Origin of the sequence: Thioalkalivibrio sp. ALD1, assembly GCF_000381245.1 — a bacterium.
Lineage (GTDB): Bacteria > Pseudomonadota > Gammaproteobacteria > Ectothiorhodospirales > Ectothiorhodospiraceae > Thioalkalivibrio.
Genome location: NZ_KB906244.1, coordinates 47,891 through 73,057 on the forward strand (window position 1 = coordinate 47,891; position 25,167 = coordinate 73,057).

Consider the following 25,167-nt stretch of genomic DNA (forward strand, 5'->3'; position numbering starts at 1 on the left):
CGCATGAGGTTGACGGCTACAGGGAGTGACGGGTGCCGGCGCTGACGCTGGCCGAGCGCATCGAGGCCCAGCGCCAGCGGTTGGTATCGCTCGTGCAGGATACCGACCTGACGCGGCTGCCACGCTGGAAGGCCCTGCTGCTTGGCATCGTGCGGGGTGCGGGCGCGATCGTGCACGAGGCCAAGGAAGGCCAGCTCACGCTGCGCGCGATGAGTCTGGTCTACACCACGCTGCTCTCAATGGTGCCGCTGATTGCACTGTCGTTCTCGGTGCTCAAGGCCTTCGGTGCACACAACGCCGTAGAGCCGGTCGTCCTCGGCTTTCTGGAGCCGTTGGGGGAGCAGGGGGTCGAGATTGCGAACAACGTCATCGAGTTCGTCGACAACATGCGCGTCGGCGTCCTGGGTTTTGTCGGTCTGCTGTTCCTTGTCTATACGGTGATCGCGCTGGTGCAGAAGATCGAGCTGGCGTTCAACACCATCTGGCGGGTCGAGAACAGTCGTAACTTTGCCCAGCGGTTTTCCAACTATCTTTCGGTGATCCTGATCGGGCCCTTGCTGGTGGTGTCCGCACTGGGGATTACCGCGACAGTGATGTCCACCACCGCCATGCAGACCGTGGCCGGGATCGAGCCGTTCGGCACGCTGATCACCGGCGCCTCGCGGATGGTGCCGTACTTGCTGATTATGGCCGCGTTCACCTTCATCTACGTGTTCGTGCCAAACACTAGGGTACGGTTGTTCCCGGCCCTGGTCGGGGCCGTTGTGGCCGGGTTGCTGTGGCAGAGCGTGGGCTGGGGGTTCGCGACCATGGTGGCCGGGTCCACGCGCTATGACGCGATCTATTCAGGCTTCGCGATCATGATCCTGCTGCTGATCTGGATCTATCTGGCCTGGCTGATCCTGCTGATCGGGGCCAATGTGGCCTTCTACGTGCAGCATCCCGAGTACATGACGGTGCGCGGGCTGCGCCTGCGCCTGTCCGGCGCGGCGCGCGAGCGCATGGGCCTGCACTTGATGCAGCAGGTGGGTCAGCGTTTCCTCGATGGCCGCTCGCCGCCGACACTGGATCATGTGGCGCATGATCTGTCAGTGCCGGGCAATGCCTTGGGCGAGGTCGCGCAGGCGCTCGAGTCAGCGGGGCTGCTGGTGCGTGCCGGCACCGATGGCACATGTTATGTGCCGGGGCGTGATCTGGAGCGGATTCGGGTGGACGAGATCCTGGAAGCCCTGCGCCAGGATGCGGATGCCCGTGCCCTGCGCCGTTTGCAGGGCGACCCGGCAGTCGAAGCCACGCTGGAGGAACTGGAGGCCGCGCGCCGTGACCGTCTGGACGGGCGTACGCTGCGCGACCTGTTGAAAAGCGAGGGGGCCGTGGCGGCCACTTGATGCCCTGCGCCGGGCTTACTGGCGCTGGGCCTCGAACTCGATGATCAGTTCGACCTCGTCCCCCACGAGGTCGCGGGTCAGGCCATAGGTCATGCCGAAGTCCGAGCGGTCGAAGCTGCCGCGCATCGAGGCGCCCAGCACGTAGGGTCGGCCGAACACCCCGCCGAGCGGAAACGGATAGCGCCCCACCTTGTTGATCGTCACGTCCAGGGTGACCGACCGGGTCTCACCCAGCAGCTCCAGGTCGCCGGTCAGGCGTCCGGTGTCATCACCGGTAGGCTCGTACTGGGTCGCGGTGAAGCGCATCTCCGGGTATTCCTCGACGTTCAGGAAGTCGTCGCTGCGCAGGTGGTCGTCGCGCTCCTCGTGGTTGCTGAATACGCTGTCGGTCTGCACGACGAAATATCCTTCGCGCAGCTCCCGCGTCTGCGGGTCAAAGGTGAATTCGCCTTCGGCTTCCAGAAACATGCCCAGGACTTTGGCGTAGCCGGCATGGTCAACCAGAAAGCCGACGGCGAAGTGTTCCGGATCGATCTCCCAGCGATCGGCCTGGGCAAGGGCAGAAAAGGGAAGGACCAGGGCCAGCAGGCCGGCCAGGAGCAGCGAACGTAGGGCACGGGCGTTGATCATGTCGAACCTCCGGGGCGGTGGCGATGTAACCAGTGGATGTCGGTGGCGAACGAACCGGTCAGGGCTGCGAGCCCGATCAGCGTGATCGCGATTGTCGCGCCCGCAGGCAGGCTTGGGATCAGGGCGATCAGGAGGACAACGCTCTGCATGACACAGATGGCCTGGCGCCGACGGCTCGGGGGCAGGTCCGCGGCCAGCCAGGGCCAGATGCGCTGTGCACCCAGGAACACGTAGCGCATGGCGCCGATCAGCACCACCCAGGGCCCGACCGCCGTCATCCACCAGACCAGGATCGAGAGGGCGAGGATGATGGCCGCGTCCAGTTCCATGTCGAAGCGCGCGCCAAAGGCCGTGCGGCTGCCGGTGCGGCGGGCGACGGCACCGTCCACGCCGTCCAGGATCAGGGCCGTTCCGGCCAGGGCCAGGATCCACAACATGACAGTCGTGTCGGGGACCGCGACCGGGGCCAGGACGAGCGCCCCCAGGGGCGTGGCGATAGCAGCGCGGGCCAGCGTTACACGGTTGGCTGGGCCGGGTCCGCGGTGCGCATCGGTCAGGCCGGCCTGTGGAGTGTTCACAACCAGCATCAGCCCCAGCAGAATCCAGATCCCTGCGTGTGCGACCAGCAGGGCGGCCACGGCACCGATCTGCCAGCCCAGCAGTGCGGAGAGCGCCAGTCCGGCCGTGCCGGCCAGTGCCCAGTCCCGCGTCCAGGTGCGCAGCCCCGTGCGCGCACGTTCCGGCCAGCGGTTGGGGGTCAGCGTGGAGTCCATGGTTCGAGTGTAGTCCTCACAGTGGTAAGGAAACACTGATCCATGTACACGCTCGCGTTGGCACCCCAGGTTTTCCGAGACAAGGCGCGTCGTGCGGCGGGTAGTGGTTCTACCCGCAAGCGGCGCAACGCAGGATCGGGGAACCTGGGGTGCCAACCCCGAAGGGGCTCGGCCGCTTTTGCGCGCGCACGGCGTTGCGGCTCCCTTGTGCAGAATGACTGCACGGCAGTCACCGCGCCTTGTTCGCACGCAAAAGCGACTCGAGCGCGAGCGTGTACATGGATCAGTGTTTCCTTTAGGACCGTGGAAACGCCCGCGAGTTGCCGGGAATCACGACCATCGACCACACTGGCCCCATGCCGGACGATGATCGAACCGCTCCATGAGCGTCCCCCGTGCCACCGCCTTCTGGGTCACCGGACCCGGCCAGGGCGAGTTACGTGACGAGTCCCTTGAGGCGCCCCATGCCGACGAGGTGCGGGTGCGCAGCCGCTATTCCGCGATCAGCCGCGGGACCGAGTCGCTGGTGTTTCATGGTCGCGTCCCCCCCAGCCAGTACCCCGCGATGCGCGCACCCTTTCAGGCGGGCGACTTCCCGGCACCGGTCAAGTACGGCTACATCAGTGTGGGCGACGTCGTCGAAGGCCCCGGGGCGGGGCAGACGGTGTTCTGCCTGCACCCGCACCAGTCGGAGTATGTGGTGGCGGCCCAGGCCGTGGTGCCGGTGCCGAAGGGTGTCCCCGCCGAGCGTGCGGTGCTGGCGGCCAACATGGAGACCGCGATCAACGCGGTCTGGGACAGTGCCGCCGGTCCCGGGGATCACATCGCCGTGATCGGCGCGGGCGTGGTGGGTCTGCTCGCCGCCTGGTTGTTGCGAAGCATTCCCGGAACCGAGGTCGCCGTGATCGACCCCAACCCCGCGCGCGAAGAGATCTGCGCCGCCCTCGACCTGACCCTCCTGACTCCGGAGCAGGCCGCGCAGAAAGCCTCCCTGCAGGACCTGGATCTGGTGGTGCATGCGAGCGGCAACCCGGCTGGCCTGCGCCAGGCGCTGAGCCTGGCGGGCGTCGAGGCACGGGTGGTGGAGATGAGCTGGTACGGTGATCGGATGGCGGATCTGCCGCTGGGGGAGGGCTTCCACGCACGCCGCCTGATCCTGCGCAGCTCGCAGGTCGGACGCATCCCGCCCGAGCGGGCGCCGCGCTGGGATTACCGGCGGCGGCTGGCGCTCGCACTCGCGCTGCTCGACACCCCGGCCCTGGACGGCCTGATTACCGGCGAGGACGCATTTGCCGATCTCCCGGCCGTGATGCAGCGGGTGACAGGGCCGGAGGCGGACCGTACGCTGTGCCACCGCATTCGCTACTGATCCCTCCCGCACCATCACGCAAGGAAAACGTATGTACAGCCTGAATGTCCGTGACCACTTCATGATCGCTCACAGCTTTTCCGGCGAGACGTTCGGCCCGGCGCAGAACCTGCACGGTGCCACGTATGTGGTGGACGTGACCTTCCGTCGTGCGGCGCTGGATGCCGATGGTCTGGTGGTGGATATCGGCCGGGCAAGCGAGGTCGTGCGGGCCATCCTGAACGAGCTCAACTATCAGAACCTCGATGAGCGCGAAGACTTTCGCGGGCAGAACACGACCACCGAGTTTCTGGCCCACGCGATCCACCAGCGTGTGGCGCAGGCCATCGGCAGGGGTGATCTGGGCGATTCGGCCCGGGGACTGGACGCCGTCGCGGTGACCCTGCACGAGTCCCATGTGGCCTGGGCGAGCTACGAGGGCGCTCCCTGAGATATGCCCGAGCTTGGTTTCGTGGTCCCCGGAGCACTGGACCAGCCCACCGGCGGGTACCGCTACGACGCACACATGATCGCCGGGCTGCGCGAGCAGGGCTGGCAGGTCGAGCTGCGCGAGCTGGAAGGCCAGTTCCCCGGGCCTGATGCGCGCGGGGAACTGGCCCTCGAAGAGGCCCTGGCGGGCTTTCCCGACGGCATGCGGGTGCTGGTCGACGGACTGGCCGCGGGTGCGCATCCCGCCACCTTGCGGCATCACGCAGGGCGCCTGCGGCTTGTCTACTTGATGCATCACCCCCTCGGCCTGGAGGCGGGGTTGACGCCTGCACGCTCCCAGGAACTCCTCGAGGCGGAGCGTGCGGCCGTGGCCCTCGCCGAACGGGTGGTCGTGACCAGTGACTACACGCGGGCTCAGGTGGCCGACTGGGGTGTGCCGCCCGAGCGCCTTTGCAGCATCCCGCCCGGCGTGGAACCGGCGTCACTGGCCCTCGGCCCGAAGGATGGGGTGCCGGTGCTGTTGTGCGTGGCCGCCTGGGTGCCGCGCAAGGGACAGCTCGAACTGGTGCGTGCGCTGTCCGGTCTGCGCGATCGGTCCTGGCGTGCCGAGCTGGCCGGTGCGATGGATCGCGACCGGGACTACACGGCCGCCGTCCGTGCCGCCATCGCCGAGGGGGGCTTGGAAGCGCGGATCTCGACACCCGGCGTGCTGACACACGAGGGCCTGGCAGGGCTTTATGACCAGGCCTCGATCTTCGTGCTGCCGAGCGCCTACGAAGGCTTTGGCATGGCTTTCACCGAGGCAATGATGCGCGGCCTCCCGGTAATCGGGACCACCGGTGGGGCCATTCCCCGGACTGTGCCGGAGCCGGCGGGCCTGCTGGTGCCGCCCGGCAATGTGGAGGCCTTGCGCCGTGCACTGGAGGGGCTGCTGTACGACCCCGAACAACGTCGACGTATGGGCCGCGCGGGTCGCGCGCATGCCGAGTCTCTACCGGACTGGGCAGAGGGTACCCGGCGTCTGGCCCAGTGGCTTGGGAAACACTGATCCATGTACACGCTCGCGTGGGTACCCCAGGTTTTCCGAGACAAGGCGCGGTGCGCAGCCGGTAGTGGTTCTACCGGCCCGTTGTTGACTGATTCGGGCCGCAACGCAGGATCGGGGAACCTGGGGTGCCAACCCCGAGGGGGCTCGGCCGCCCGTTGTTATCAAAAACGGGCGTGGGAGCGGCGTTGCCGTTCCCTTGTGCAGAATGACTGCACGGCGGTCACCGCGCCTCGTTCGCACGCAAAAGCGACGAAGCAGCGAGCGTGTACATGGATCAATGTTTCCCTGGAGGCGGTCTGAGATGGCCGAGTACTTTTCCAGGGACTGGCTGGCCCTGCGCGAACCGGCGGATCATGCCGCCCGGCCGGAATCCCTGCTCGGCCCCTTGAACGACGCGCTTGCGGAGTGCGCGACGCCCCTGCAGATCGTGGACCTGGGCAGCGGTGCCGGTTCCAACCTGCGCTACCTGGCGCCGCGCCTGGTTGGGCCCCAGCACTGGACGCTGATGGATCACGACGCCGACCTGCTGGCGATGATCGCCGAGCCGGACGGCGCCGTCACCATTGCCCGGCAGGTGACTGATTTTTCCGCAGGCCCGCCACCGATTCCGCACGATACCAGTCTGGTGACGGCCTCCGCATTGCTGGATCTGGTCTCCGCAGACTGGCTCGACCGTCTGGTGACGATGCTGACCCAGTGGCCAGTCCCGGTACTACTGGCGCTCAGCTACGACGGGCGCATCGAGTGGAGCCACCCGCATCCGGCCGATGAGCATGTGCGTACCGCAGTGAATTGCCATCAGCGTACGGACAAGGGTTTTGGCCCGGCCTTGGGGCCCGATGCCGCGGATTACTGTGCCCATGCATTTGCCGACAAGGGTTGTCGGGTGATGATCGAAACGAGTGACTGGCAGCTGGGGGCGGACCAGGCGGTGCTTGCGGCTGCCCTGATCGGAGGTTGGGCGGAGGCGGCCGCCGAGATGGAGCCGCAGGCACGTCCGATGTACCAGGAATGGGCCAGCTCGCGTCGCCGGGATATCGCGGACGGGCAGTTGCACCTGAGTGTTGGGCACTGCGATATGCTGGTATTGGGGAAACACTGATCAGTGCTTCGCTAGCGTAATTGGCGGGAGTAACTACGGCAATTGTGTTGTCACACGCGTTTAGGAGAATGCGCAGTTCGCCAGAATGCTGCATGGCGCTTGAATCTGGCGGTGCCTGGAGAAGGAGTCCAAACATGAAGCGACCACGCCACATTTTTTGGGGTGCCGCGTGCCTTGGCGGTCTGCTGCTGGCGGGGCCAGCGCTGGCGCAGGACGCAGACCCAGCGTCTGACAAGCCGGGCGCGATGTATGCACCCATGATCCCTGGTCCCTATGGCTACCCGGGAATGCACGGTCAGGGTGGACATCCTGGCGGTCCGGGCATGATGCATCGAGAAGGCATCCCCGGGCCCTACGGGCAGGGTGCTCGAGGCCCTGGCCATGGAGGCATGATGTACGGCCGGCCCATGGGGCCGGGCCCCTATGGTCCCGGGCACGGTTATGGGCCGGGCCACGGTTATGGCTACGGACATGGCTGGGATCATGGGTATGGTCCCGGTTATGGCCAGCGGCCTTATCATGGCCCTTATCACGGCGGGTCGATGCAGTACGGCATGCCGTATGGCCCCGGGGGGAAGGAGCGCATGCGCGACTTCGACCCGGATTTCGATCCCGAGGACCGGGAGGCGATGCGCGAGCACATGCGCGAGCGCCAGGCTGAGCGCGAGAAAATGCGCGAGGCACACCGCCAGGCCGCGGAGCGCGCGCGCGAGGTCTATCGCGAGGAAATGCGTCGCCACCGCGAGGCCATGCAAGAGCAGCAAGACGACGCCAACGGATCCTGAATCCTGGCGCGACCCACGGGGGTCGGGCAGTCGTCCGGCCCCGAACTCATGCAGGCAGCTCCGACGGAGGTTTCGTCATGAGCCAATCACGCAGTCTTCTAAAGGCCGGGGTCTTTGGTGCCCTGATGGCCGCCCCCTTTGCCGTTTCCGCGCAATACGCACCCGGTGACAACTCCGGCCTTGCGCCCTATTCCGGACCCACCGGTCTGGGTGAGCGTCCCGCATTCGAGAGCGAGCGGGGACACGGCCTGGACCAGGTTCAGGCCCCGGGTGGCGATCCGGGCGGCCCCGCGGGTGGGCCCCCTCCGGGTAGCGCACCCGGAGGTCCCCCGGGCGGGGCATCGCCGGGTGGTACCCCGGGAGGTGCCCCGCCGCCCGGGCAGGGCGAGCCGCCACAGCAGCGTGACCCGCAACAGCGCGACGCCGAACCAGGCGAGCCCCCGGGTGCTCGTGATCCGCGGGGCCGCGATCCACAAGGCCCGCCACCGGGACAGGGGCCGCAAGGTCAGCCGCCGCAAGGTCAGCCCCCGCAAGGTCAGCCCCCGCAAGGTCAGCCCCCCGCCGGGGATCCCCCACAGGGGCAACCACCGCAAGGCCAGCCGCCAGCAGGGCAGGACATGCCACCTCGCGATGCCGAGCCCCCGGGTGAGCGAAGCGGAGATGGTCCAGGTGATCCGCCACCTACCGAGGGTGGCATGGGCGAAGAGCCATCCTTCGATGACGATACCGAGCTTACGCCGGAGATGAATGACTGATCGCCTCGCGCAAGAAACGCGCGGTGCGCGGACCGCTACAGAGGATGTAGGATTGACCTGGAAGGCAAACCGACGGGTGACGCATGGATAAAGCAGAAAAGCCGCGCAGTTTCATCAATCGCTACTTCATCGTGATCGTGATCGTGCTCTGGTTCATCGCGTGGTCGGCGCGCGATTTCCTCGCCCCGAGCGCCGAAGCGGTCCCCGAGGACGAGGCGGCCGAGCAGGCCGATGCCGTGCCGGCGGACGACACCGATGCGGAGGATGAGGTCGCGAAGGACGATGTCCGTCCGGGGCCGGCCCGGGACCTCAAGGAAGAGGGAGATCCTGACCCCATGACGGGGGCCGCGCATGATCAGCCATACGTTGAGGAAGACGCGGAGGTCGATCCGGCACCGGACCTGGCGGCCGAGCGCGAGCCTGCGTTTGAAGGTGATGCGGCGGTCGAGGCGGACGCCGAGCGTGTCGCGCAGTTTGCCCAGTCGGCTCTGCAGGCCGGGCGTGATGCCTACTGGCGTGGGGGTCCGCGCGCGGCGGTGGGCGTGCTGCGCGAGGGTCTGGAGGCGCTGCCGAAGGATTCGGTGCAGCGAGCGGATCTGTATGGCGAACTGGGTAACGCGCTGTTTGCCATGCGCGATATCGAAGGTGCGATGGACGCCTGGGAGGGCGCACTGGAGGTGCTGCCCGAGCGCGAACGGCAGCGCATGATCGAGCGCCTCACTCCGGTATACGAGCGGCATCATGAAGAGGGTTCGGCATACCTGGATGGATACCGTTAGCAGAACTTGAACCCGTAAACGTCGTTCCGACGTTCTGGGCCCCGAGTGGGGACCAGGTCCTGACTGCGAGCCACACAGGTGTGGACGCAGTGGGTATGATGAATGGAGCCAACTCACATCGCGGAGGCGTTCGGCGGGCACATAGTAGCTGTGTCTGCCGGGCGGCCGCCGCCGCAACGGAGTCCGCATGTTTAATCGTCCTGGTCGCCGCGTCCGCAAGCAGCTCAAGCTGCTGAGCGATCGCCTCGCCGAAGAAAATCCGGTCCTCAAGGGGGTCGTCGATCCCTTTCGCGAACTCGACCGGGTCGGCTATGCCTCCGGGCTGCTGAATCCGCAGGACGATTCCTACGCCTTTACCATCTCCTGGTGGCCGATGATTGCGGTACTGGGGACGTTTTCGTCGGGGAAGTCGACGTTCATCAACGAGTACGTCGGCACCACTGTGCAGCGCAGCGGCTCGCAGGCGGTGGATGACAAGTTCACGGTCATCAGCTATGGCGGCAGCGAACGGGTGCAGGAGCTGCCGGGGCTGGCGCTGGACGGCGATCCGCGTTTCCCGTTCTACCGCGTATCTGACGAGATCGAGCGCATCACCGATGGTGGTGGCCGTACGGTGGACCATTTTCTGGCGATGAAGACGGCCAACTCCGAGCGCCTGCGTGGGCGAATCCTGATCGATTCGCCCGGGTTCGACGCCGACGAGCAGCGCGCGACGATCCTGCAGTTGACCGACCACATCATCGATCTGTCCGACCTGGTAGTCGTTTTCTTCGACGCCCGGCACCCGGAGCCAGGCGCGATGCGCGACACGCTGGAACACCTGGTCAACCGGGTTGCCGAGCGCAACGACTTCAACAAGCTGGTGTTTGTGCTTAACCAGATCGATACCACCTGGCGTGAGGACAATCTTGAGGAAGTCGTCTCCGCCTGGCAGCGCGCGGTCGTGCGCCAGGGGAATGCCACCGGGCGTTTCTACTGCATGTTCAACGAAAGCGCCGGGGTCGAGATCGGCGACGAGCAGGTGCGCGAACGCTACGAGGAGAAGTCGCAGCGCGACCGCGCGGAGATCCACGAGAAGATCCAGGAAATCAGCTCGTCACGCTCGTACCGCATCCTCGGATCCCTGCAGGCGATCGCCGAATCCATCGAAATGGATGCACTACCGGCCCTGCGTCGGGCCCTTGAGCGGTGGCGGCGCCGGGTCATGCAGGTCGATGCCGCCATGTTCGCGGTGATTGCCGTGATCCTGGGCGTGATTGGCTACAACACGGCAGGCGGATTCGGGCCCTGGATGGACGGTTCGGCCTGGGCGTCGATGGGGGATCACCCGATCTGGACGTCGATCGGTGCTGCTGCATTGGTGTTTGTGCTGGTCGGGCTCCACTTTTTCAACCGCCGCTGGGTCGCCCGTCGCGTCGCCCGCACGTTGCCGACGGAGTCGGCGGCAGGTAACTGGCGGGCCGCGTTTGAAAAGAACACGCGCCCGTGGCGCTTGATGTTGCGCCGTGCCCCGCTGGGCCTGAGCCGGCGCAAAATTGGCCGCCTGCATGCGTTGCGCGACCGCGCCGAGGCATATATCCAGCGCCTGAACAACCAGTTCGTGGATGCCCGGCCCGTGTCCCGCACGGGCGGCCGTGCCTCGGCCGCCGATGTGCACCGCTCGGCAGGCCACGCACAATCGGATACTGTATCGGAGTCGGCCGGTAACGCCGAGCAGCACACGCCGGCTACCGAAACGTCCCGGGACGCGACCGCGGAGCGTCCCTAAGTGCGCCAGGAGGCGCTGAAAGGCGTCTCCCTGTAAGATCCGCGATACATGGTTTCCTCGTCGGGGGGCGGGGGCCATGACGGAGTATCACCATGACGGTTGTTGCCTGGTTGCTTTTTGCGCTGGCCATGATACTGGTCCCGATATCTGTGTGGGCCAGTCTTGCAGCGCTCGGAATCTGCGCGGGTTGCGCGTTGATTCGGGACTGGCGCAAGGCACGCCTGGCTTCCAAATAGCAGGTCCGAATTACCGTTGCTTTGTCCAAGTATCGAGGTCGCAAGGGGTGACCTCGGTCCACAGGGGGTGGGTCACGCGCAGGGGGCTGTGGCGAACCCATCCTCCACCACCAAGGAGGAGTGAATGAGCGATACCAAGAAGTTGGCCATTATTGCGACCAAGGGCAGTCTGGACTGGGGCTATCCCCCGTTCATCCTGGCCTCGACCGCGGCCGCGCTCGGCTATGAAGTCGAAGTGTTCTTCACCTTTTACGGGCTGCAGTTGCTGCGCAAGAAGATGGATCTGCAGGTCACGTCGTTGGGCAACCCGGGGATGCCCATGCCCATGCCCATGCCGGTCATGCTCCAGGGTCTGCCCGGCATGCAACGCATGATGACGACGATGATGAAAAAGAAGATGAAGGCGAAAGGCGTCTCGGATCTCGAGGATTTGCGGGAACTTTGCCAGGAGGCCGATGTGCGTATGATCGCCTGCCAGATGACAGTGGACCTGTTCGACATGGACACCAGCGAGTTCATTGACGGCATTGAGTATGCCGGCGCCGCCGCGTTCTTCGAGTTCGCCGGCGAGTCGGACATCTGCCTGTTCATCTAGTCCGGCGGAAGCCCCGGGCGACGCGTTCGCCTGTCTCGGCCCCGAGGCATTTGCCCGGGGCCGTTTTCGTTGTGGCGAGCCGAAATTCTGTGGGTCTGGAACTTCCAGTGGTTTCGAGGGGACCACGTGATTAGGTTCCATGCGTCGCCAACCCATGTCGAAACGCCCCAACCAGCGATCACGCCGTACTTTCCTCCAGTGGATGGCCGGCTCGGCCATCGCCGCCGGTACCGGCTGGCCGCTTTCGGGTGCGGCCGGCGAGGAACGCGAACCGAACAGGAAGGCGATTCCCTCCTCGGGCGAGGAGCTCCCGGTGATCGGCATGGGCACCTGGATCACCTTCAACGTCGCGGATGACCCGGATGCCCTCGCGCTGCGCACCGAGATTGTCGATGCGTTCTTTCGACACGGTGGCGGGATGATCGACTCCTCGCCGATGTACGGGCGCGCTGAGGCGGTGGTGGGACACTGCCTGCAGGAACTGGGATATCCGGAAGGCCTGATCTCGGCGACCAAAATCTGGACGGGCAGCACCAGCACCGGGCGTAATCAGCATGCGAACTCGCTGGACCTGTGGGGGCTGGACACTCTGGATGTGCAGCAGGTGCACAACCTGCAGAACTGGGAGGCGCATCTGGAGACGATGCGCGAGAAGCGCGACGCAGGCGAGATCCGCTATATCGGGGTCACGACCTCCCACGGCCGCCGCCACGAACAACTCGAACGTATCCTCGATCGCGAGGACCTGGATTTCGTGCAGCTGACCTACAACATCCTCGACCGCGAAGCAGAGGACCGCCTGCTGCCGCTGGCCCGCGAGCGTGGGGTGGCCGTGATCGCCAACCGCCCGTTCCGCCGCAAGGAGCTGATCAACCGCTTCGAGAACGAGCCACTTCCGGACTGGGCGGAGGAGATCGATTGCGAGAACTGGCCGCAATTCCTGCTAAAGTTCATCGTCTCGCACCCCGATATCACCTGCGCGATCCCGGCCACCTCGGTCGTGGAGCACATGCGGGAGAACATGGGAGCCCTCTACGGCCCGATGCCGGATGACGACATGCGCCAGCGCATGATCGGCTACGTCGAAGCACTCTAAAGAAATTTCTCCTAAACCCTTTATCGTTCCCGGGAGCCCGAATGCTGCCATTCGCCGCCGAAACCCTGCTGTCGATTTTCGGGCAATACAATCGCGCCATCTGGCCGTTGCATGGGGTCGCGGCGCTGATGGTGTTCGTCGCACTGGCGATGGCCCTGGTGGGCGGCCGGGGGGGTGGGCGTGTCGTGGGCCTTTTGCTCGGCGTGCTGTGGATCTGGATCGGGGTCGTGTTCATCGGGGGCGTGCTGGCGGAATTCCACTTCTGGGCGACTCGTCTGGCGGGCGTGTTCGTCGCACAGGGCCTGATGCTTCTGTTCGCCCTCACCCTGCTGGGACGTCATGGTTTTGGCTGGCCGGGCGGTGTGGCCGGCGTTTTCGCGATCGTGGTGATCGCCTATGCGACGGTGGGCCATGCCCTGCTGGAGGTCCTGCTACTCGGGACACCCTGGGCACAGGCGCAGTACGTGGGTGTGGTGCCCGGCCCCACCATGCTGGTTACCCTGGGTATCCTGCTGCTGGCTCAGCCGCGCCCGGCGCTGATCCTGGCGGTCATCCCCTTCCTCTGGGCCCTGGTCGCCGCCTATATCGCCTGGGAGCTGGGCCTCTGGCTCGAATATCTGCCGGCCGCCCTGGGTGTGATCGCCTTCGTTTTGCTGCTGGGTCGCTGGTTTTACCCGGGTGAGAGGCGGCTGTTTCGCTCCGGCGGATAGGTGGCATTTTGGCGCTCGGTCGCGGCCCCGTTAGGCTTGCCATTTTCCCGGATAGAGGAGAACGCGATGTCCATTGAAGTGATCCATCGGCCGGAGCAGGAGCATCTGGAACGTCTCGGCGTATTCGACTGGCCGGTGTGGGAGAAGGAGGTTTCGACCTTCCCCTGGCACTACGACGAGCGCGAGGTCTGCTACATCCTGGAGGGCCAGGTGACGGTCACTCCGGACGGTGGTGGCGAGCCGGTGACGGTCGGCGAAGGCGACCTGGTGACCTTTCCCGAGGGCATGGGCTGCACCTGGGAGATCCACCGCGACATCCGCAAGCACTACCGCTTCGGCTGAACGACTTCAGCGGGCGAGCCACTGGGTGTCCAGGGCCGTGTTGAAGGTTTCCTCGACACGGCGCAGGTAGTAGAGCATGTCGACCGGCAGGTTGATGCCGTCGTGCATTTGCAGGGGGTAGAGGTCGGCGGCGATCACGCAGTCGGCGATGGATGGATGGCCGAGATAGAAGCGACTTGCGGCGAGGTGTTTCGCCAGATCCGGCAGACGGCTCAGCTTCGCCAGCTGGTTGTAGCCGTCGTAGCGGTCGTTGGCGAGTTCTTCCAGCGACAGGCCGAAGCGGTGCTGCACCTGGGCCTTGTAGTCGGCCAGGGCCTCGGCACTCTCGCCGATGCCGTGGCAGCCCGGCGCCAAGGGGGCGTACAGTCGATCGAGCACCACATCGACCTTGCTGCGCCAGTCCATCAGGGCCTGCCAGGCATCCTCGGGGATTACGCCTTCCGACAGGGGCTCGCCGGTCGGGAACAGGCGGTCGATATCGCGCAGCGCGGCGAATGTGTCCGTCAGCAAGGCGCCGTCATCCATCTGCAGGATCGGCGACTGGCGGGCCACGCCCAGCTCGAAGAAGGTCTCGTCGTCGAACCAGTCCAGCGCGACGGTTTCGAGCTCCACACCCTTGTAGCCACAGGCCAGGCGCAGGCGGTCGGCTTTTGCGTCGTGCGGGAAGTGGTAGAGCGTGGCCACGCGGCTACTTTCCGCGCTGGGCATGGCTCAGGATGAAGTCCCACTGCTCCTGGGTGATCGGCATCACCGACAGGCGGTTGCCGCGGCGCACCAGCGGGCAGTCCTCGATCTGTGGCTGCTGCTTCAGCCAGTCGAGGGTGATGATGTCGCCGAACTTCTCCTCGAAGGCGACGTCCACCCGCAGCCAGCGCGGATTGTCCGGGTCGCTCTTCGGATCGTAGTGCGGATCCTCGGGGTCGAAGGCGCAGGAATCCGGATAGGCCTCCTTCTCGATGCGCAGGATGCCGACAATGCCCGGTGGCTTGGCGTTGGAGTGGTAGAAGAAGGCCAGATCCCCCTTCTTCATCTCGTCGCGCATCATGTTGCGCACCTGGTAGTTGCGGATGCCGTCCCAGGGCTCCACGCCCACGCGTTCCAGGTCATCAATGCTGAACTCGTCGGGCTCGGATTTCATCAGCCAGTAGGCCATGCGGGCTCCTCGTGCCGGATCGGGCGTGTGGGTCAGGTGTGCGTATTGTGCCGCGCGCGGCGGGGGAGCGCATGCCAGCCGTCCTCGGTGACCACGCCGTCCAGCGGGACGTCCCATGGCTGGCTGGGAAGGGCCTCGACCCCCTGCAGGGCATGGGCCACGCCGATCAGCTTGGGTCGGCGGATGCCGAAGCGGCGGCGGGCGAAGTAGCGGTCGTAGTAGCCCGCGCCCATCCCCATGCGGTTGCCGGCGTGGTCGAACGCGACCAGCGGCAACAGTACCACCTGCATCTCGCGGCGCCAGATGCGCGGGGCATCGGGGCAGGGCTCGGCGATGCCGAAGCCGTTGTGGCACAGCGGCGCGTCCGGCCCCCAGGCGTGAAAGTGCATGCGTCCGGGGCGCTTGGCATCCATCACCGGCAGGGCAATGCGGGTGCCGCGTCGGGCCAGGGCCACGGTCAGCGGGGTCAGGTCCACCTCGCCGCGCAGGCCGCGATAGGCGCCGATGCAATGCGGCTGCCAGCGCTGGAACCATCGTAGCAGGTGATCGCAGATCAGGGCGGAATGGATCTCGAGCCGCTCGTCCGACAGGGCGGCGCGCTCGCGGCGCAGGCGCAGGCGCAGCTGGCGCAGTTCGTCAGGCGTGAAGGAGGTCTCGTCCCTGGACATACGATCCGCAAAAAATGAGGTGGACGCGCCCCGCGGGCGCCGGAGTGACCATCGACCTTGAACCAACGGTTCAGGTGGGAGAAGCCTCCGAATCTTAAGGCTTTCCGCTCGATGACGGACATGCGCAACGAAACGGAAGTGCTCGGTCCCGTGGTGAAGAATTAAGGCTCAAGGGTACCACCAGGCCACTTTCGCACGCCGCAGCGACGCGTCCGCCACCATTATGAACCAATCCCCCGGGGGGGTGCGCAACCATGATCGCAGAAGGGTTGCAGGTCCCACCCAGGGCGGAGTCCCGCCGAGCGGGAGACTCGCCGGTTTGGATGGGTTTTAGCAATCAGGCCCGGGTGACGTAGGATTCGCGTTTTCCGGATGGATGCGAGCGGGCGGTATGCGACGAGTACCGGCCCTCTCCGGACTGTGCAGAGGAGCTTTATGGAATCGCCGCAGAAACTGATTCCCGGATACGCCAACGCCAAGGCGACGCGCCGATATGCGGAGCACTACATCGCCGAGGGCAAGGCCGCCGAGGGGCACTACAGCGAGTTCTCGCGCGCCAAGATGCGCCTGTCCAGCCTGGGCATTGGCACCTTTGGCGGTGCCGCCACAGCCGAGGTGGATGCCGCGATCTCCGCGATCGTCGCCCGCGGGCTGACCGAGGGCATCAATGTCGTGGACACCGGTGCCCACTACCGCTACGGCCGTTCGCTGGCGGCCGTTGGGGCAGGGGTGCGCACGGCCCTGGAGGCCGGAGTCCCGCGTGAGGCGATGTTCCTGATCTCCAAGGGCGGGTTCCTGACGCTGCGCGGTGGTCCGCCGGAGGACATGGATGCCTGGTTCCAGCGCGAGATCGAGTCCCAGGGCATGGGCACGCGGGACGATCTGGCCAAGGGCGCGCACCTGCTGACGCCGGAATACATCCACTACCAGCTGGAGCTGTCGCGCTCGCTGATGGGGGTCGAGACGCTGGATGCCTTCATCATCGATCAGCCCGAGGTGCATATTCACCAGATCGGCAAGGAGGCGACCAACCGCAAGCTGGAACCGGTCTTCGAGGTGCTGGAGCGCGCTGCGCGGGAGAAGAAGATCCGCGCCTACGGGATCTCCACCTTCGAGGGTTTCCGCGAGGAGACCGATGCCGCCGTGTTCCAGTCGCTGACCTCCATGCAGGGTCTGGCCGAACGGGCGGCCCAGACCGTGACCGGCGACGACCACGCCCGGCACCACTTCAAGATTGGGATGCTCCCGTTCAACCAGGTGATGCTGGAAGGCTTTACCCGCTTCAATACCGCGACCGGGCAGGGCAATGTGGCCAGCCCGCTGCAGGCCGCGCACCAGCTGGAGGTGTACATGTTCGCCTCCCATTCCATGCTGAAGGGACACCTCGCTCAGCAGTCGGTGGAAGTGGTCGAGCAGCAGTTGGCGAACCTGCCCAATCCGGCGCAGCGCGCAATGCAGTTCAACCGCTCCACGCCGGGGCTGGGAACATCCCTGGTCGGCATGAGCACGCCGGAGCACCTGGACGACATGCTGGCGGTGATGCGCGAACCGCTGCTGGAGAAGAAGGCCTACCTCGGGATGTTCAAGAAAGCCGAGGAGTAAACCGGGGCGCCGGCCTCATCCGGCCCCGGACCTCGGCTGCGATAGAGAATTCATGCACAAGGGTATGTCATGATTCCCGTGTGGCAGAGTGATACATGGGCTGATAGAGTGTCAGCATGGAGCTCTTCTATAGCACCGGGAAGTTCCGGCTCAACGGTCATAGCTACACCGGCTTTCCGATTCTCATCACGGATGAAGGCAGGGTGGCCAGTGAGGCTCTCGACTTCTGCATCACCTACCTGATCAAGCGTGGGCGTGTTCAGAGCCCGAAGTCCTGGGTGACATACGGAAAAGCGCTCTACCAGTTCTTCGGTTGGTGTGAAGCCAATGCCATCGACTGGCGCGACGTTGGCAATGATCGGGAATCCACGATACTGGCCGAGTTCAGGGACTGGAATCTGAGTTCGGAGGGCGGCAGCCTATCGGCCGTCACCATCAATGCCCGGCTGAGGTTACTGTGTGCGTACTATCGGCATGCCGCGAACAAGGGCTGGGTTGAAACCGTCCCGTACGACATCGAGACCGTCACGGTCAGGCAGCCCAAGGGATTTCTTGCACATGTAGACGCCAGTGGCGGCGAGCGCACAAGCGCCGACATCATGCTCAAGACCCCGCGGACCGTCATCAAGGTGCTGAGCAAATACCAGTCGCGGGAACTGCTCGACGCGATCAAGAACCCCACGCACCGCCTGATGGTGCGATTGGCGCTCACTACGGGCTTGCGCCGTGAGGAACTGGCGAGCTTTCCGCTGAAGTATGTGATCAACCCGGTGTCCTATACCAAGCATCGCTCGTTTATCCGGGTCAATCTCGATCCGAGGGATATGGTGATCAAGTGCCACCAGCCCCGAGGCATCGATGTACCGAGAACGGTCATGGAAGACCTCTGGCAGTACGTCATCGGGGAGCGACACCGGCTGGAAAGCATTTCCGGGGAAGCCCAGCCCACGCTGTTTCTCACGGCTGATGGCTTGCCGTATGCGAATGACGGCGCGACGATCCTGGGCATCGTGAAGAAGGCGGGCGCCTCTGCTGCGGGTATTCCCTACGTCAATGTCCACGTACTGCGGCACACCTACGCCACGCACACGCTGTACGCGATGATGCAGGCCAAGGCGCAGACGCATGCCTTGATGTACGTGCGCGACCGCCTAGGCCACGCCTCGGTGACCACGACGGAAAAGTACCTGCACTGCTTCTCGGAGCTCGAAGACGCGCTGATGAACGACTATCAGAGCGAGATTGATGTCATGAGCCGAGAGGTCGCGGATGGCTAAGAAATCGTTGCGATCCAGCGCCTCCCGACCGGATCGGGCGGACACCGACGACATACTGGACCTGGCCGCATTGCCCCCAGCGCAGACGGTCGTTAGGCTGCCGCAGAATTCGTCCGGCATTCGCAATCTCGACTTCAGCAAATACTACGGACGCGGCTGCGATGCGGTCGTGTACGCCGCACAGCGCGTCCTGGAGCGGATGGCTCAGGCGAGCGTCGGCAGTGACGGCAAGACGCTGAGCCCACGCACGATAGTCGGTTACCACAAGAGCGGCCTGTTCTGCTTTCTACCGTTCTGCGCCACGATGGCCGCTGCGCTGGGGCGCGACTTGCGGCTGGACGATCTCGACGGTGCGTTGATTGAGCATTTCGTGGCGCATCTTCGGCAATCGGACCGCAAGCTCGCGTCCCAAAAAAATCTTTACACCCATGCCAAGTCGGTGTTGGTCGCCATGGGGGAGGCGGGTTGGATCGCCAAGGGCATCTTTCCTCGCAATCCGTTTCCGCATTCCAACCGATCCACGAAAGGGCAGTCGCCTTTGAGCGAGCCCGAGCGCCGCAGCGTCCTGAAGGCCCTGCAAGCCGACATGCGGGTGATCGTACGCGGCAGCGGCCCACTGACCAGCGAGGATCTGTCTGTCTGTGTGCTGGCGATTGCGGCGCGTACCGGCCTCAATCCGACCCCCGCACTGGAACTGGTCACGGACTGCTTGCAGCCGCACCCGATCAAGGCGGAACGGTTCGTTCTGATCAGCTATAAGCGTCGCGGGAACGCAACGCACATCCAAAGCCTGCGCCGCACCTCCGAGATCGAGACCATGGTCACGGCCCTGCCCGATGTGGCCCGAATTATTGACCTCGTGCGCGCGCGCAACGCCGGTCCGCGCGAGGCCAGCAAGCACCCGAAGCGGTTGTTCGTCTACGAGAGCCGGGGTGGCGGCGGCTACGTGGGGGAAAATGTCCCTTTGGCGGACAGGCGTCTTTCCACATGCGTCGGTCAATTCCTCAATCGCCATGCATTGCGGGATGCCGACGGCAAGCCTCTCAAAGTGAACCTGATGCGGCTGCGCAAGACCTTCGAGAATCGGCTGTTCGCCCTTTCCGGCCAGGACCCGTTTTTAACAGCCAAGCTCGGTAACCATTCAATACGGATATCCAACGACCACTATCTGGAGGCGCCTGAGACCGCTGAACGCGACTGGCGCTTGATGGGCGAGGTCCGCACCGATGAGTTGCTGTCTCGGGGCGGCAAGGTCTCCACGTTGCCGACTGAGAACACGCCGGTCGCCCGCTGCCGGGACACGCTGCACGGCGAGCATGCGCCGAAGAAGAATGGCGAACACTGTCAGAAGTTTCTGGCGTGTTTTCGGTGCCGGTCATTCATCGTGACCGGCGATGATCTCCACCGCGTGTACAGCCTCTACTGGATGTTGGTGAGCATGCGCGACTCCATGGGGGCCAGCCGATGGAAGCGGGTCTACGGGCATATCATCCGGATCATTGATGGAGAGATCGCCCCTCAATTCGACCACGAACTGGTGGCGATGCAGCGCCAGCGCGCCAAGGTGGACCCGCATCCCTTCTGGCGTGATCCGGATCTTCTGGAGGGGGCGGCATGAACGAAGCCGCCTTCCGCGCGGAGCAGCAAAAAGCCCTCCAGAGCGCTCAGACGGGCGCTATCGATGCCGAGGCGGTAATCACCGGCATGCGGCTGACAGACGGCAGTTGGCACGTCCTGAGCCGCTACGGCGATCCGGTCTGGACGCTGCCCGACAGCCTCTTTGCCGCTAGCTTCAGGGACAGCGAAAAGAAGCTGCACTTTGCACGGGTCCCCACCGCCTATCGGGAAACCCTGCGCGCCTGCATGGCGCGCTACATCCTGTTGGGCGTAGAGGGTCGCGTCCGGCCAAGGGGAGGCACAGTCTTACAGTTCTTCAAGAACACACTCCAGTTCTTGGTTTGGCTGGATGACAAAGGCGTCAGCTCGCTGCGAGTGGTGACACCGCTGGTGGCGCAGCAATATGTCGAGTTCCACAGGGGAGAGAATCTTTCGGCTAGCACCCTCCGACTGCGCTTCAGCGCAATCGAAACCCTCCATATTCTCAGCCAGCACACCGCCGATCCTATGCCCCATCCGTGGCCGGAATCATCCGCCATGCACTTGGCGGGATTGACGGGCGATAACAACCTGTACCGGCAGAAAAGCAAGACCGCCATCATCCCGGATGAGGTGTTGCGTACACTGTTCCAGGCGGCCGTGGACAAGTTGGATCGAGTCGATGAGATCATCGGATTGCAGGCGCAGATCGCGGGGTGGCAGGCGCAGGGCCGAAGTTCAGGTTTCATCGCCCCCCGCCTCGCCAAACAAGGCTGGACGAGCGGCGAGATCAACGATGCAGCCCGTCACCTGCAAACGGCGTGCATGGTGATCATCCTGGTGACGAGTGGCATCCGTGTTTCCGAGCTGTGTTCGCTCGTAAATGGGTGTGCGTACACGAAGCAGGATGATGAAGGAGACACCTACCACTGGCTGCGTGGCGTCTCCTACAAGACCGGCACGGGTCCCTGCGAGTGGTTGGTGACCGAACTCACCCACCGTGCGATTGCGGTGGCCGAACGCCTGGCGCGTCCGTTGCAAGCTCGCCTAGAGCAATCGATGAGCGCTTTGGGCGGGGACAATCCAAACGACCCCGAGATTACACGACGGCGCGAACACGCCCATCGCCTTTTCCTAGTTAGGTACACGAGAGACCGTCGGACCGGAACGATCTCAGGCGATTGGGTCATCTACCGCCTGAACGCCTTCGCCGCTGGGTGCGGACTCGACTGGCGTTTCGCACCGCATCAGTTCCGGCGCACCTTTGCCGTCTATGCGGCGCATAGCGCGTTCGGGGATCTGCGCTACCTGCGAGACCACTTCAAGCATTGGTCGCTCGATATGACCAGCCTGTATGCGATGAACCGCGAGCAGGACGCCGAGCTATACGATGAAGTCGGTTCGGCAGCGTTGGACATCAAACACGACTTGTTAGAACACTGGTTGCAGCCTGACGCGATCCTCACGGGTGGTGCGGCTGAACCGATCCGGACCTTCCGCGCGAAGAACGAGGCGCTGGTGACCAAGGAGAGCCGCGCCGAGATGGCGAAGACCTTGAGCCCCCTGGTTCATGTGCGTGCGACCGGCGTGGCCTGGTGTACCGCCGACACCGGTGGCTGCAACGGTGGCCAGGGCGTCGAAAAGACACGATGCGGAGATTGTGCCAACGCGGTGATCGACGAGGCGCACAAGCCAGTCTGGCAAGGCATCTACAAACAGCAGCTCGAACTGCTTGAGCTGACCGACATTGGTCCCGGCGGCGCGGAGCGGGTCGAGCGTGATATTGCACGCTGCAAGGCTGTTCTGGCCGAGCTTGGGGTCGCAGAACAGGACCTCTCCGACACCGAAGCGGCGACAGAGGAGCGCACTGCCAATGACGACATCTGAAAAGGATGCTCAGCCCCAGTCGCGGGGCGAGTTTACTGCGAAAGCCATACGCCAGGCCATTGTTCGGATCGAGCAAGGCCGCCCGAAGGTGGTCAAGCCCGGTCGCAAGCTCTCAATCAAGTCCGTGGCGGAGGAAGCCGGGGTCAGCCGAGCCACGATCCATAACAATCACCCGGCGCTCGCTGAGCGCATCCGTGAGGCCGTCAACAAGGTGGCACGGGCTCAGCGCGACGAGAAGCATGCCGCTCTGCGGGAGCTACGGGCCAAGTACACCGCCTTACGCCAAGAACTCAGTCGCTGCCGTGAACTCAACCAGGATATGGCCTCTGAGCTGGCAACCCTCAAGGTGGAAAACGAGCATCTGCGGGCCATCGCGGGAAGCACAAAGGTGGCCGTTTTCCCGTCAAATTGAACCAAACCATAGGGTCTTAAACCCCCGTCCTTCGCCCCTCACTGCAAGGGAGTGGGGGAATCTCGATCGCCAAGGCATAGCTCACCGCCGAGGTGCCGGTGCCTGCGGATGGCCGGACTTTCCGGCGATTGTGCTCCCACATACTGCCGATGTCCTCTCGGTAGCAGTGCCCAGCGGTTGCTCGGCTATCGATCGCTGGGGTCTGACACCGAGGCCACACCACGACCACCATGACTAGGCCTCGCAGTGTGCGAACAAGTCGGCTGGAGAGGCTGCCAACGCTCGCGCAAGCCGAAGGATATTGATCAGTGCGAGGTTTCTCTGCCCCCTCTCGATTCCGCCGACATAACTTCGGGCAAGTCCGCTCTCCAGCGCCAGACGCTCCTGCGACCAACCTTTCTGGCCCCGCAATTCCGCGATCCGCTGGCCAAACCGGCGGAGCTGCTCTTTGTCGTTGGCTGTCAGTCTGTCGGACATCCGAGCGACGCTAGCCAGCAACCCACCCGCCCGCCACGTCCTATGAGTGACAATCGGGGCGTATTCTGCGTAAAGTCTCACCGGGCTCTATAAACCGGCACCCCGATGGGACAGAACGAAGCTCTCAACCACCTCACTGAGGATCAGCTCTCCGAACTGATGGCTCGGTACTACCGCGGTGATCAAGTGCACGAGCTGATTGAGCGGTTCGGTCTCGAGTGCAGTACCAACACACTCTGGCGACAGTTCCCCGCCAAGCGGCTTGACCAGCCGTGCCACGTCTGCAGTTCTCCCCTTTGGGAGGAAAGACAGTCGCGAACCCAGCACTTGGCCGGCGTGAAGCCGTCGGCATCCTGTGCCCACTGCGGTCACATCGAGGGGGCACCGTGCCACTGTCCCGCCTGCGAGCGTCAAAGGGCGGACGAAGCGGCCAAGGCGGCCCGGCGAGAACAAGACGAAATCGCGGGATTTTGCTCTCGCCATTGGAGTTATGAGCGGCGCCAGATCGAGCCTGGCGACTTATCGCTGAAGGCCGCGGTGGCATTGATCGCGTTGGTACGAAGCGGCGGGTGGGATGACAAAGAGAACGTGCGTCCCTGGGGTGCCTCTGGGGCTCCCTGGACGCCAGCCGCGATCCACTATCAGCGCCATCTCCTGAATACCTTGCTCGACGAAGAACTTGTTGCCCCGTGTCCCGACTCCGAAGGGTTTCCCGAGAGCGCGCGTAAAGAGCGTTCCTGGTGGCCCGATCGCGCGAGCTGGATAGTTCTGCATCCCTCCCCCACGCAGTTCATACGCCAGATCATCGAAACAGCGGAATCAGAAGCATGGCCGGAAGAATGGCGCCAGCACTGGATGGATGTGGCGCAATCCCTTAGTCACGCCGAAAGTTGGGAGTTCTGTAGCATGAGCATGCAGAAACGGAACCTCCCTATGCCGGGGGAAACGGCTTTGAAGGAGCTCATCACCGATCTGCTTCGACACTTCTCCGTTTCTCGTTGCTGCCGACTCCTATGGATAGGTGCTGCTCGCGCGACCGACGCGATGGCGCAACGCAATCTGAACCGCAAACACGCCGCCAACTACATGATCGGGGTATGCCAACGGACAGCGGATCGTGCTCGCGCAGAAGGCTGGGACTTGAAGGGCTTCGGGCGTAACCACGACCTGCCTCGGTCCGAGATGAGCCACGTACTCCATGACGTGTTCCTGAAACACGGCGAGGACGGCTTCTATCAGTGTGCAACCGAATGGTGAGCAGCCGATCCCCAGATACCCCTGCGGCTGAGGGCCGCGCAAGTGGGACAGCAGCGCCCCAAGGCACAAAGCACATGTACTGAAACCGGGGTAGAACCCGCCGCACGAACCGGACTGCCGAGGACGGCCCGGGGCTTATCGAAGCGATCGTTTGACGCGAGGGCCTCGTCAGGCCTCTGGGAATCGCTAGACTGGACGCATGAAACCGTCAGCCGCACTTGAAGAACACAGGGAGGACATACGACGCATCGTCGAGCGGAATCACGGGGTGAATCCCCGTATTTTCGGGTCTGTCCTTGACGGAACAGATACGGAGCATAGCGACCTGGACATCCTCGTAGACACCACTGAGGAAACGTCGCTCTTAGATATCGGCGCCATGCAAGTGGAGCTGACGGAGTTGCTTGGGTTGAAGGTCGACGTGCTGACGCCCGGGGCGCTGCCGGACCGGTGGAAATCTGATGTACTCAAGACGGCTCAAACGATCTGAGAGCTAAGCGTGCGGGTTATTCTGTTTAGCCAAGAAGAGAGGCAGTGCCCCGTCAATTCGCGCATCGCGTCCTGCCAGTGATGAGATTGCTACACTCGGGGCATGCGCATGTGTTTCGTCGAATCTCCCTGCGTCGCCCCCCCGGGTACGGCAGAACCGTCTGGGTTCCTTTTACAGGAGTACCGCATTGGCGTACTTGTCAGAGTCCTCGTACTGGCACCCCTGCGTGTCTGCCACGAAGCGGGTCAAGCCATGATTTGGCTCCTGTTCGCGCTTGTGGTCGTGGGTGTAGCGGGCGTGATCGCCCTGGCCTTGTATCTGGAGCGCAAGGACCTCGCCTTGGCACGCCAGAGGCGCCGAACCTCCTCGGGCGATAAATCCTGACAAAAGCCAGCCTGTTCCTGTAGATAGAAAATAGCCCTCGCGAAGAGGGCTATGCCGCAAACCAGGCCGGTCCTTCATCGGAAGTGTCCTGGCTTGGCTGCGCCGGACAGACCTTGGACGCAGTCTCGAATGCCCGATACCAGCGGTAGAGCGGGGACA

Annotated in this window: 27 protein-coding genes and 1 other RNA gene; 21 read left to right on the forward strand and 7 right to left on the reverse strand. The window is 64.3% G+C overall.

The annotated features are described in order from the left end of the window. Positions 1-32 precede the first annotated feature (32 nt). Complete coding sequence (locus tag F623_RS0108975; protein WP_018868523.1) at positions 33-1,388, forward strand: YhjD/YihY/BrkB family envelope integrity protein; 1,356 nt, start codon at positions 33-35, stop codon at positions 1,386-1,388. Between the two features lie 15 nt (positions 1,389-1,403). Here the strand turns inward: F623_RS0108975 and F623_RS0108980 are convergent, their stop codons facing one another. Together F623_RS0108980 and F623_RS0108985 are read right to left on the reverse strand one after the other, a co-directional pair. Then, a complete protein-coding gene (locus F623_RS0108980; protein ID WP_018868522.1) occupies positions 1,404-2,018 on the reverse strand; it encodes a YceI family protein in 615 nt (204 codons plus the stop codon). Continuing rightward, the gene (locus F623_RS0108985; protein WP_018868521.1) at positions 2,015-2,791 is read right to left on the reverse strand and encodes a CDP-alcohol phosphatidyltransferase family protein; all 777 of its coding nucleotides are present in this window, start codon (positions 2,789-2,791) and stop codon (positions 2,015-2,017) included. Before F623_RS0108985 ends, F623_RS0108980 begins: the two co-directional genes overlap by 4 nt. A 382-nt stretch (positions 2,792-3,173) precedes the next feature. Here F623_RS0108985 and F623_RS0108990 point away from each other — a divergent pair, with 382 nt between their 5' ends. The 12 genes from F623_RS0108990 (at position 3,174) to F623_RS0109050 (ending at position 13,805) form a co-directional block, all read left to right on the forward strand. Next, entirely contained in the window at positions 3,174-4,160 is a 987-nt protein-coding gene (locus F623_RS0108990) for a zinc-binding alcohol dehydrogenase (RefSeq protein WP_018861732.1), read from the forward strand. 31 nt (positions 4,161-4,191) lie between these two features. Beyond that, on the forward strand, positions 4,192-4,590 hold the full coding sequence (locus F623_RS0108995; protein ID WP_018861733.1) for a 6-carboxytetrahydropterin synthase: 399 nt from the start codon (positions 4,192-4,194) through the stop codon (positions 4,588-4,590). Between the two features lie 3 nt (positions 4,591-4,593). Continuing rightward, positions 4,594-5,637, forward strand: coding sequence for a glycosyltransferase family 4 protein (locus F623_RS0109000; protein ID WP_018868520.1), 1,044 nt, complete (start codon positions 4,594-4,596; stop codon positions 5,635-5,637). A gap of 301 nt (positions 5,638-5,938) precedes the next feature. Further along, entirely contained in the window at positions 5,939-6,739 is an 801-nt protein-coding gene (locus F623_RS0109005; protein WP_018861735.1) for a hypothetical protein, read from the forward strand. Between the two features lie 134 nt (positions 6,740-6,873). Beyond that, complete coding sequence (locus tag F623_RS13550) at positions 6,874-7,524, forward strand: hypothetical protein (RefSeq protein WP_231367701.1); 651 nt, start codon at positions 6,874-6,876, stop codon at positions 7,522-7,524. Positions 7,525-8,141: 617 nt separating this feature from the next. Beyond that, a complete protein-coding gene (locus tag F623_RS13405; RefSeq protein ID WP_155984196.1) occupies positions 8,142-8,279 on the forward strand; it encodes a hypothetical protein in 138 nt (45 codons plus the stop codon). 83 nt (positions 8,280-8,362) lie between these two features. Further along, the gene (locus F623_RS0109020; RefSeq protein ID WP_018861738.1) at positions 8,363-9,058 is read left to right on the forward strand and encodes a hypothetical protein; all 696 of its coding nucleotides are present in this window, start codon (positions 8,363-8,365) and stop codon (positions 9,056-9,058) included. 187 nt (positions 9,059-9,245) lie between these two features. Continuing rightward, positions 9,246-10,826 (forward strand): dynamin family protein, encoded by a 1,581-nt coding sequence (locus tag F623_RS0109025; RefSeq protein ID WP_018861739.1) that lies wholly within the window; start codon positions 9,246-9,248, stop codon positions 10,824-10,826. Positions 10,827-11,186: 360 nt separating this feature from the next. Next, positions 11,187-11,657 (forward strand): DsrE/DsrF/DrsH-like family protein, encoded by a 471-nt coding sequence (locus tag F623_RS0109035; RefSeq protein WP_018861741.1) that lies wholly within the window; start codon positions 11,187-11,189, stop codon positions 11,655-11,657. A gap of 202 nt (positions 11,658-11,859) precedes the next feature. After that, positions 11,860-12,753, forward strand: coding sequence for an aldo/keto reductase (locus F623_RS0109040; RefSeq protein WP_018868518.1), 894 nt, complete (start codon positions 11,860-11,862; stop codon positions 12,751-12,753). A 41-nt stretch (positions 12,754-12,794) separates the two neighbouring features. Next, positions 12,795-13,463, forward strand: a complete 669-nt coding sequence (locus F623_RS0109045; protein WP_018861743.1) for a DUF6064 family protein — start codon at positions 12,795-12,797, stop codon at positions 13,461-13,463. 66 nt (positions 13,464-13,529) lie between these two features. Beyond that, entirely contained in the window at positions 13,530-13,805 is a 276-nt protein-coding gene (locus F623_RS0109050) for a cupin domain-containing protein (RefSeq protein WP_018861744.1), read from the forward strand. Positions 13,806-13,811: 6 nt separating this feature from the next. Here F623_RS0109050 and F623_RS0109055 read toward each other — a convergent pair whose 3' ends face one another. The 4 genes from F623_RS0109055 to ssrS all read right to left on the reverse strand — a co-directional run bounded on the left by F623_RS0109055 (position 13,812) and on the right by ssrS (position 15,836). Continuing rightward, positions 13,812-14,489 carry a glutathione S-transferase family protein gene (locus F623_RS0109055; protein ID WP_026279379.1) on the reverse strand — a complete coding sequence of 226 codons (678 nt, stop codon included), beginning with the start codon at positions 14,487-14,489 and terminating at the stop codon, positions 13,812-13,814. Positions 14,490-14,493: 4 nt separating this feature from the next. Further along, on the reverse strand, positions 14,494-14,958 hold the full coding sequence (locus F623_RS0109060; protein WP_018868516.1) for an EVE domain-containing protein: 465 nt from the start codon (positions 14,956-14,958) through the stop codon (positions 14,494-14,496). 32 nt (positions 14,959-14,990) lie between these two features. After that, positions 14,991-15,626, reverse strand: coding sequence for a 5-formyltetrahydrofolate cyclo-ligase (locus F623_RS0109065; protein WP_018868515.1), 636 nt, complete (start codon positions 15,624-15,626; stop codon positions 14,991-14,993). A gap of 24 nt (positions 15,627-15,650) precedes the next feature. Then, a non-coding RNA gene (ssrS, locus tag F623_RS13230) (6S RNA) lies at positions 15,651-15,836 on the reverse strand. Between the two features lie 225 nt (positions 15,837-16,061). Here ssrS and F623_RS0109070 point away from each other — a divergent pair. From F623_RS0109070 to F623_RS0109090, 5 genes are all read left to right on the forward strand, one after another. After that, on the forward strand, positions 16,062-17,228 hold the full coding sequence (locus F623_RS0109070; protein WP_018868514.1) for an aldo/keto reductase: 1,167 nt from the start codon (positions 16,062-16,064) through the stop codon (positions 17,226-17,228). 116 nt (positions 17,229-17,344) lie between these two features. Continuing rightward, positions 17,345-18,505: a site-specific integrase gene (locus F623_RS0109075; protein ID WP_018868513.1), complete on the forward strand. Its 1,161-nt coding sequence runs from the start codon at positions 17,345-17,347 to the stop codon at positions 18,503-18,505. Then, positions 18,498-20,123, forward strand: a complete 1,626-nt coding sequence (locus tag F623_RS0109080) for a hypothetical protein (protein WP_018868512.1) — start codon at positions 18,498-18,500, stop codon at positions 20,121-20,123. The genes F623_RS0109075 and F623_RS0109080 overlap by 8 nt, the downstream gene beginning before the upstream one ends. Next, a complete protein-coding gene (locus F623_RS0109085) occupies positions 20,120-21,988 on the forward strand; it encodes a tyrosine-type recombinase/integrase (protein WP_018868511.1) in 1,869 nt (622 codons plus the stop codon). The genes F623_RS0109080 and F623_RS0109085 overlap by 4 nt, the downstream gene beginning before the upstream one ends. After that, positions 21,975-22,400, forward strand: a complete 426-nt coding sequence (locus tag F623_RS0109090; protein ID WP_018868510.1) for a hypothetical protein — start codon at positions 21,975-21,977, stop codon at positions 22,398-22,400. Before F623_RS0109085 ends, F623_RS0109090 begins: the two co-directional genes overlap by 14 nt. A 234-nt stretch (positions 22,401-22,634) precedes the next feature. Here F623_RS0109090 and F623_RS0109095 read toward each other — a convergent pair whose 3' ends face one another. Next, positions 22,635-22,877 carry a helix-turn-helix domain-containing protein gene (locus tag F623_RS0109095; RefSeq protein ID WP_018868509.1) on the reverse strand — a complete coding sequence of 81 codons (243 nt, stop codon included), beginning with the start codon at positions 22,875-22,877 and terminating at the stop codon, positions 22,635-22,637. A gap of 105 nt (positions 22,878-22,982) precedes the next feature. On the opposite strand from F623_RS0109095, the gene F623_RS0109100 reads away from it, so the two are divergent. From F623_RS0109100 to F623_RS13595, 3 genes are all read left to right on the forward strand, one after another. Further along, positions 22,983-24,134: a hypothetical protein gene (locus tag F623_RS0109100; protein ID WP_018868508.1), complete on the forward strand. Its 1,152-nt coding sequence runs from the start codon at positions 22,983-22,985 to the stop codon at positions 24,132-24,134. A gap of 199 nt (positions 24,135-24,333) precedes the next feature. Continuing rightward, complete coding sequence (locus F623_RS0109105; RefSeq protein WP_018868507.1) at positions 24,334-24,624, forward strand: nucleotidyltransferase family protein; 291 nt, start codon at positions 24,334-24,336, stop codon at positions 24,622-24,624. A gap of 252 nt (positions 24,625-24,876) precedes the next feature. Next, positions 24,877-25,008, forward strand: a complete 132-nt coding sequence (locus F623_RS13595) for a hypothetical protein (protein ID WP_018145167.1) — start codon at positions 24,877-24,879, stop codon at positions 25,006-25,008. The last annotated feature ends 159 nt before the right edge of the window (positions 25,009-25,167 follow it).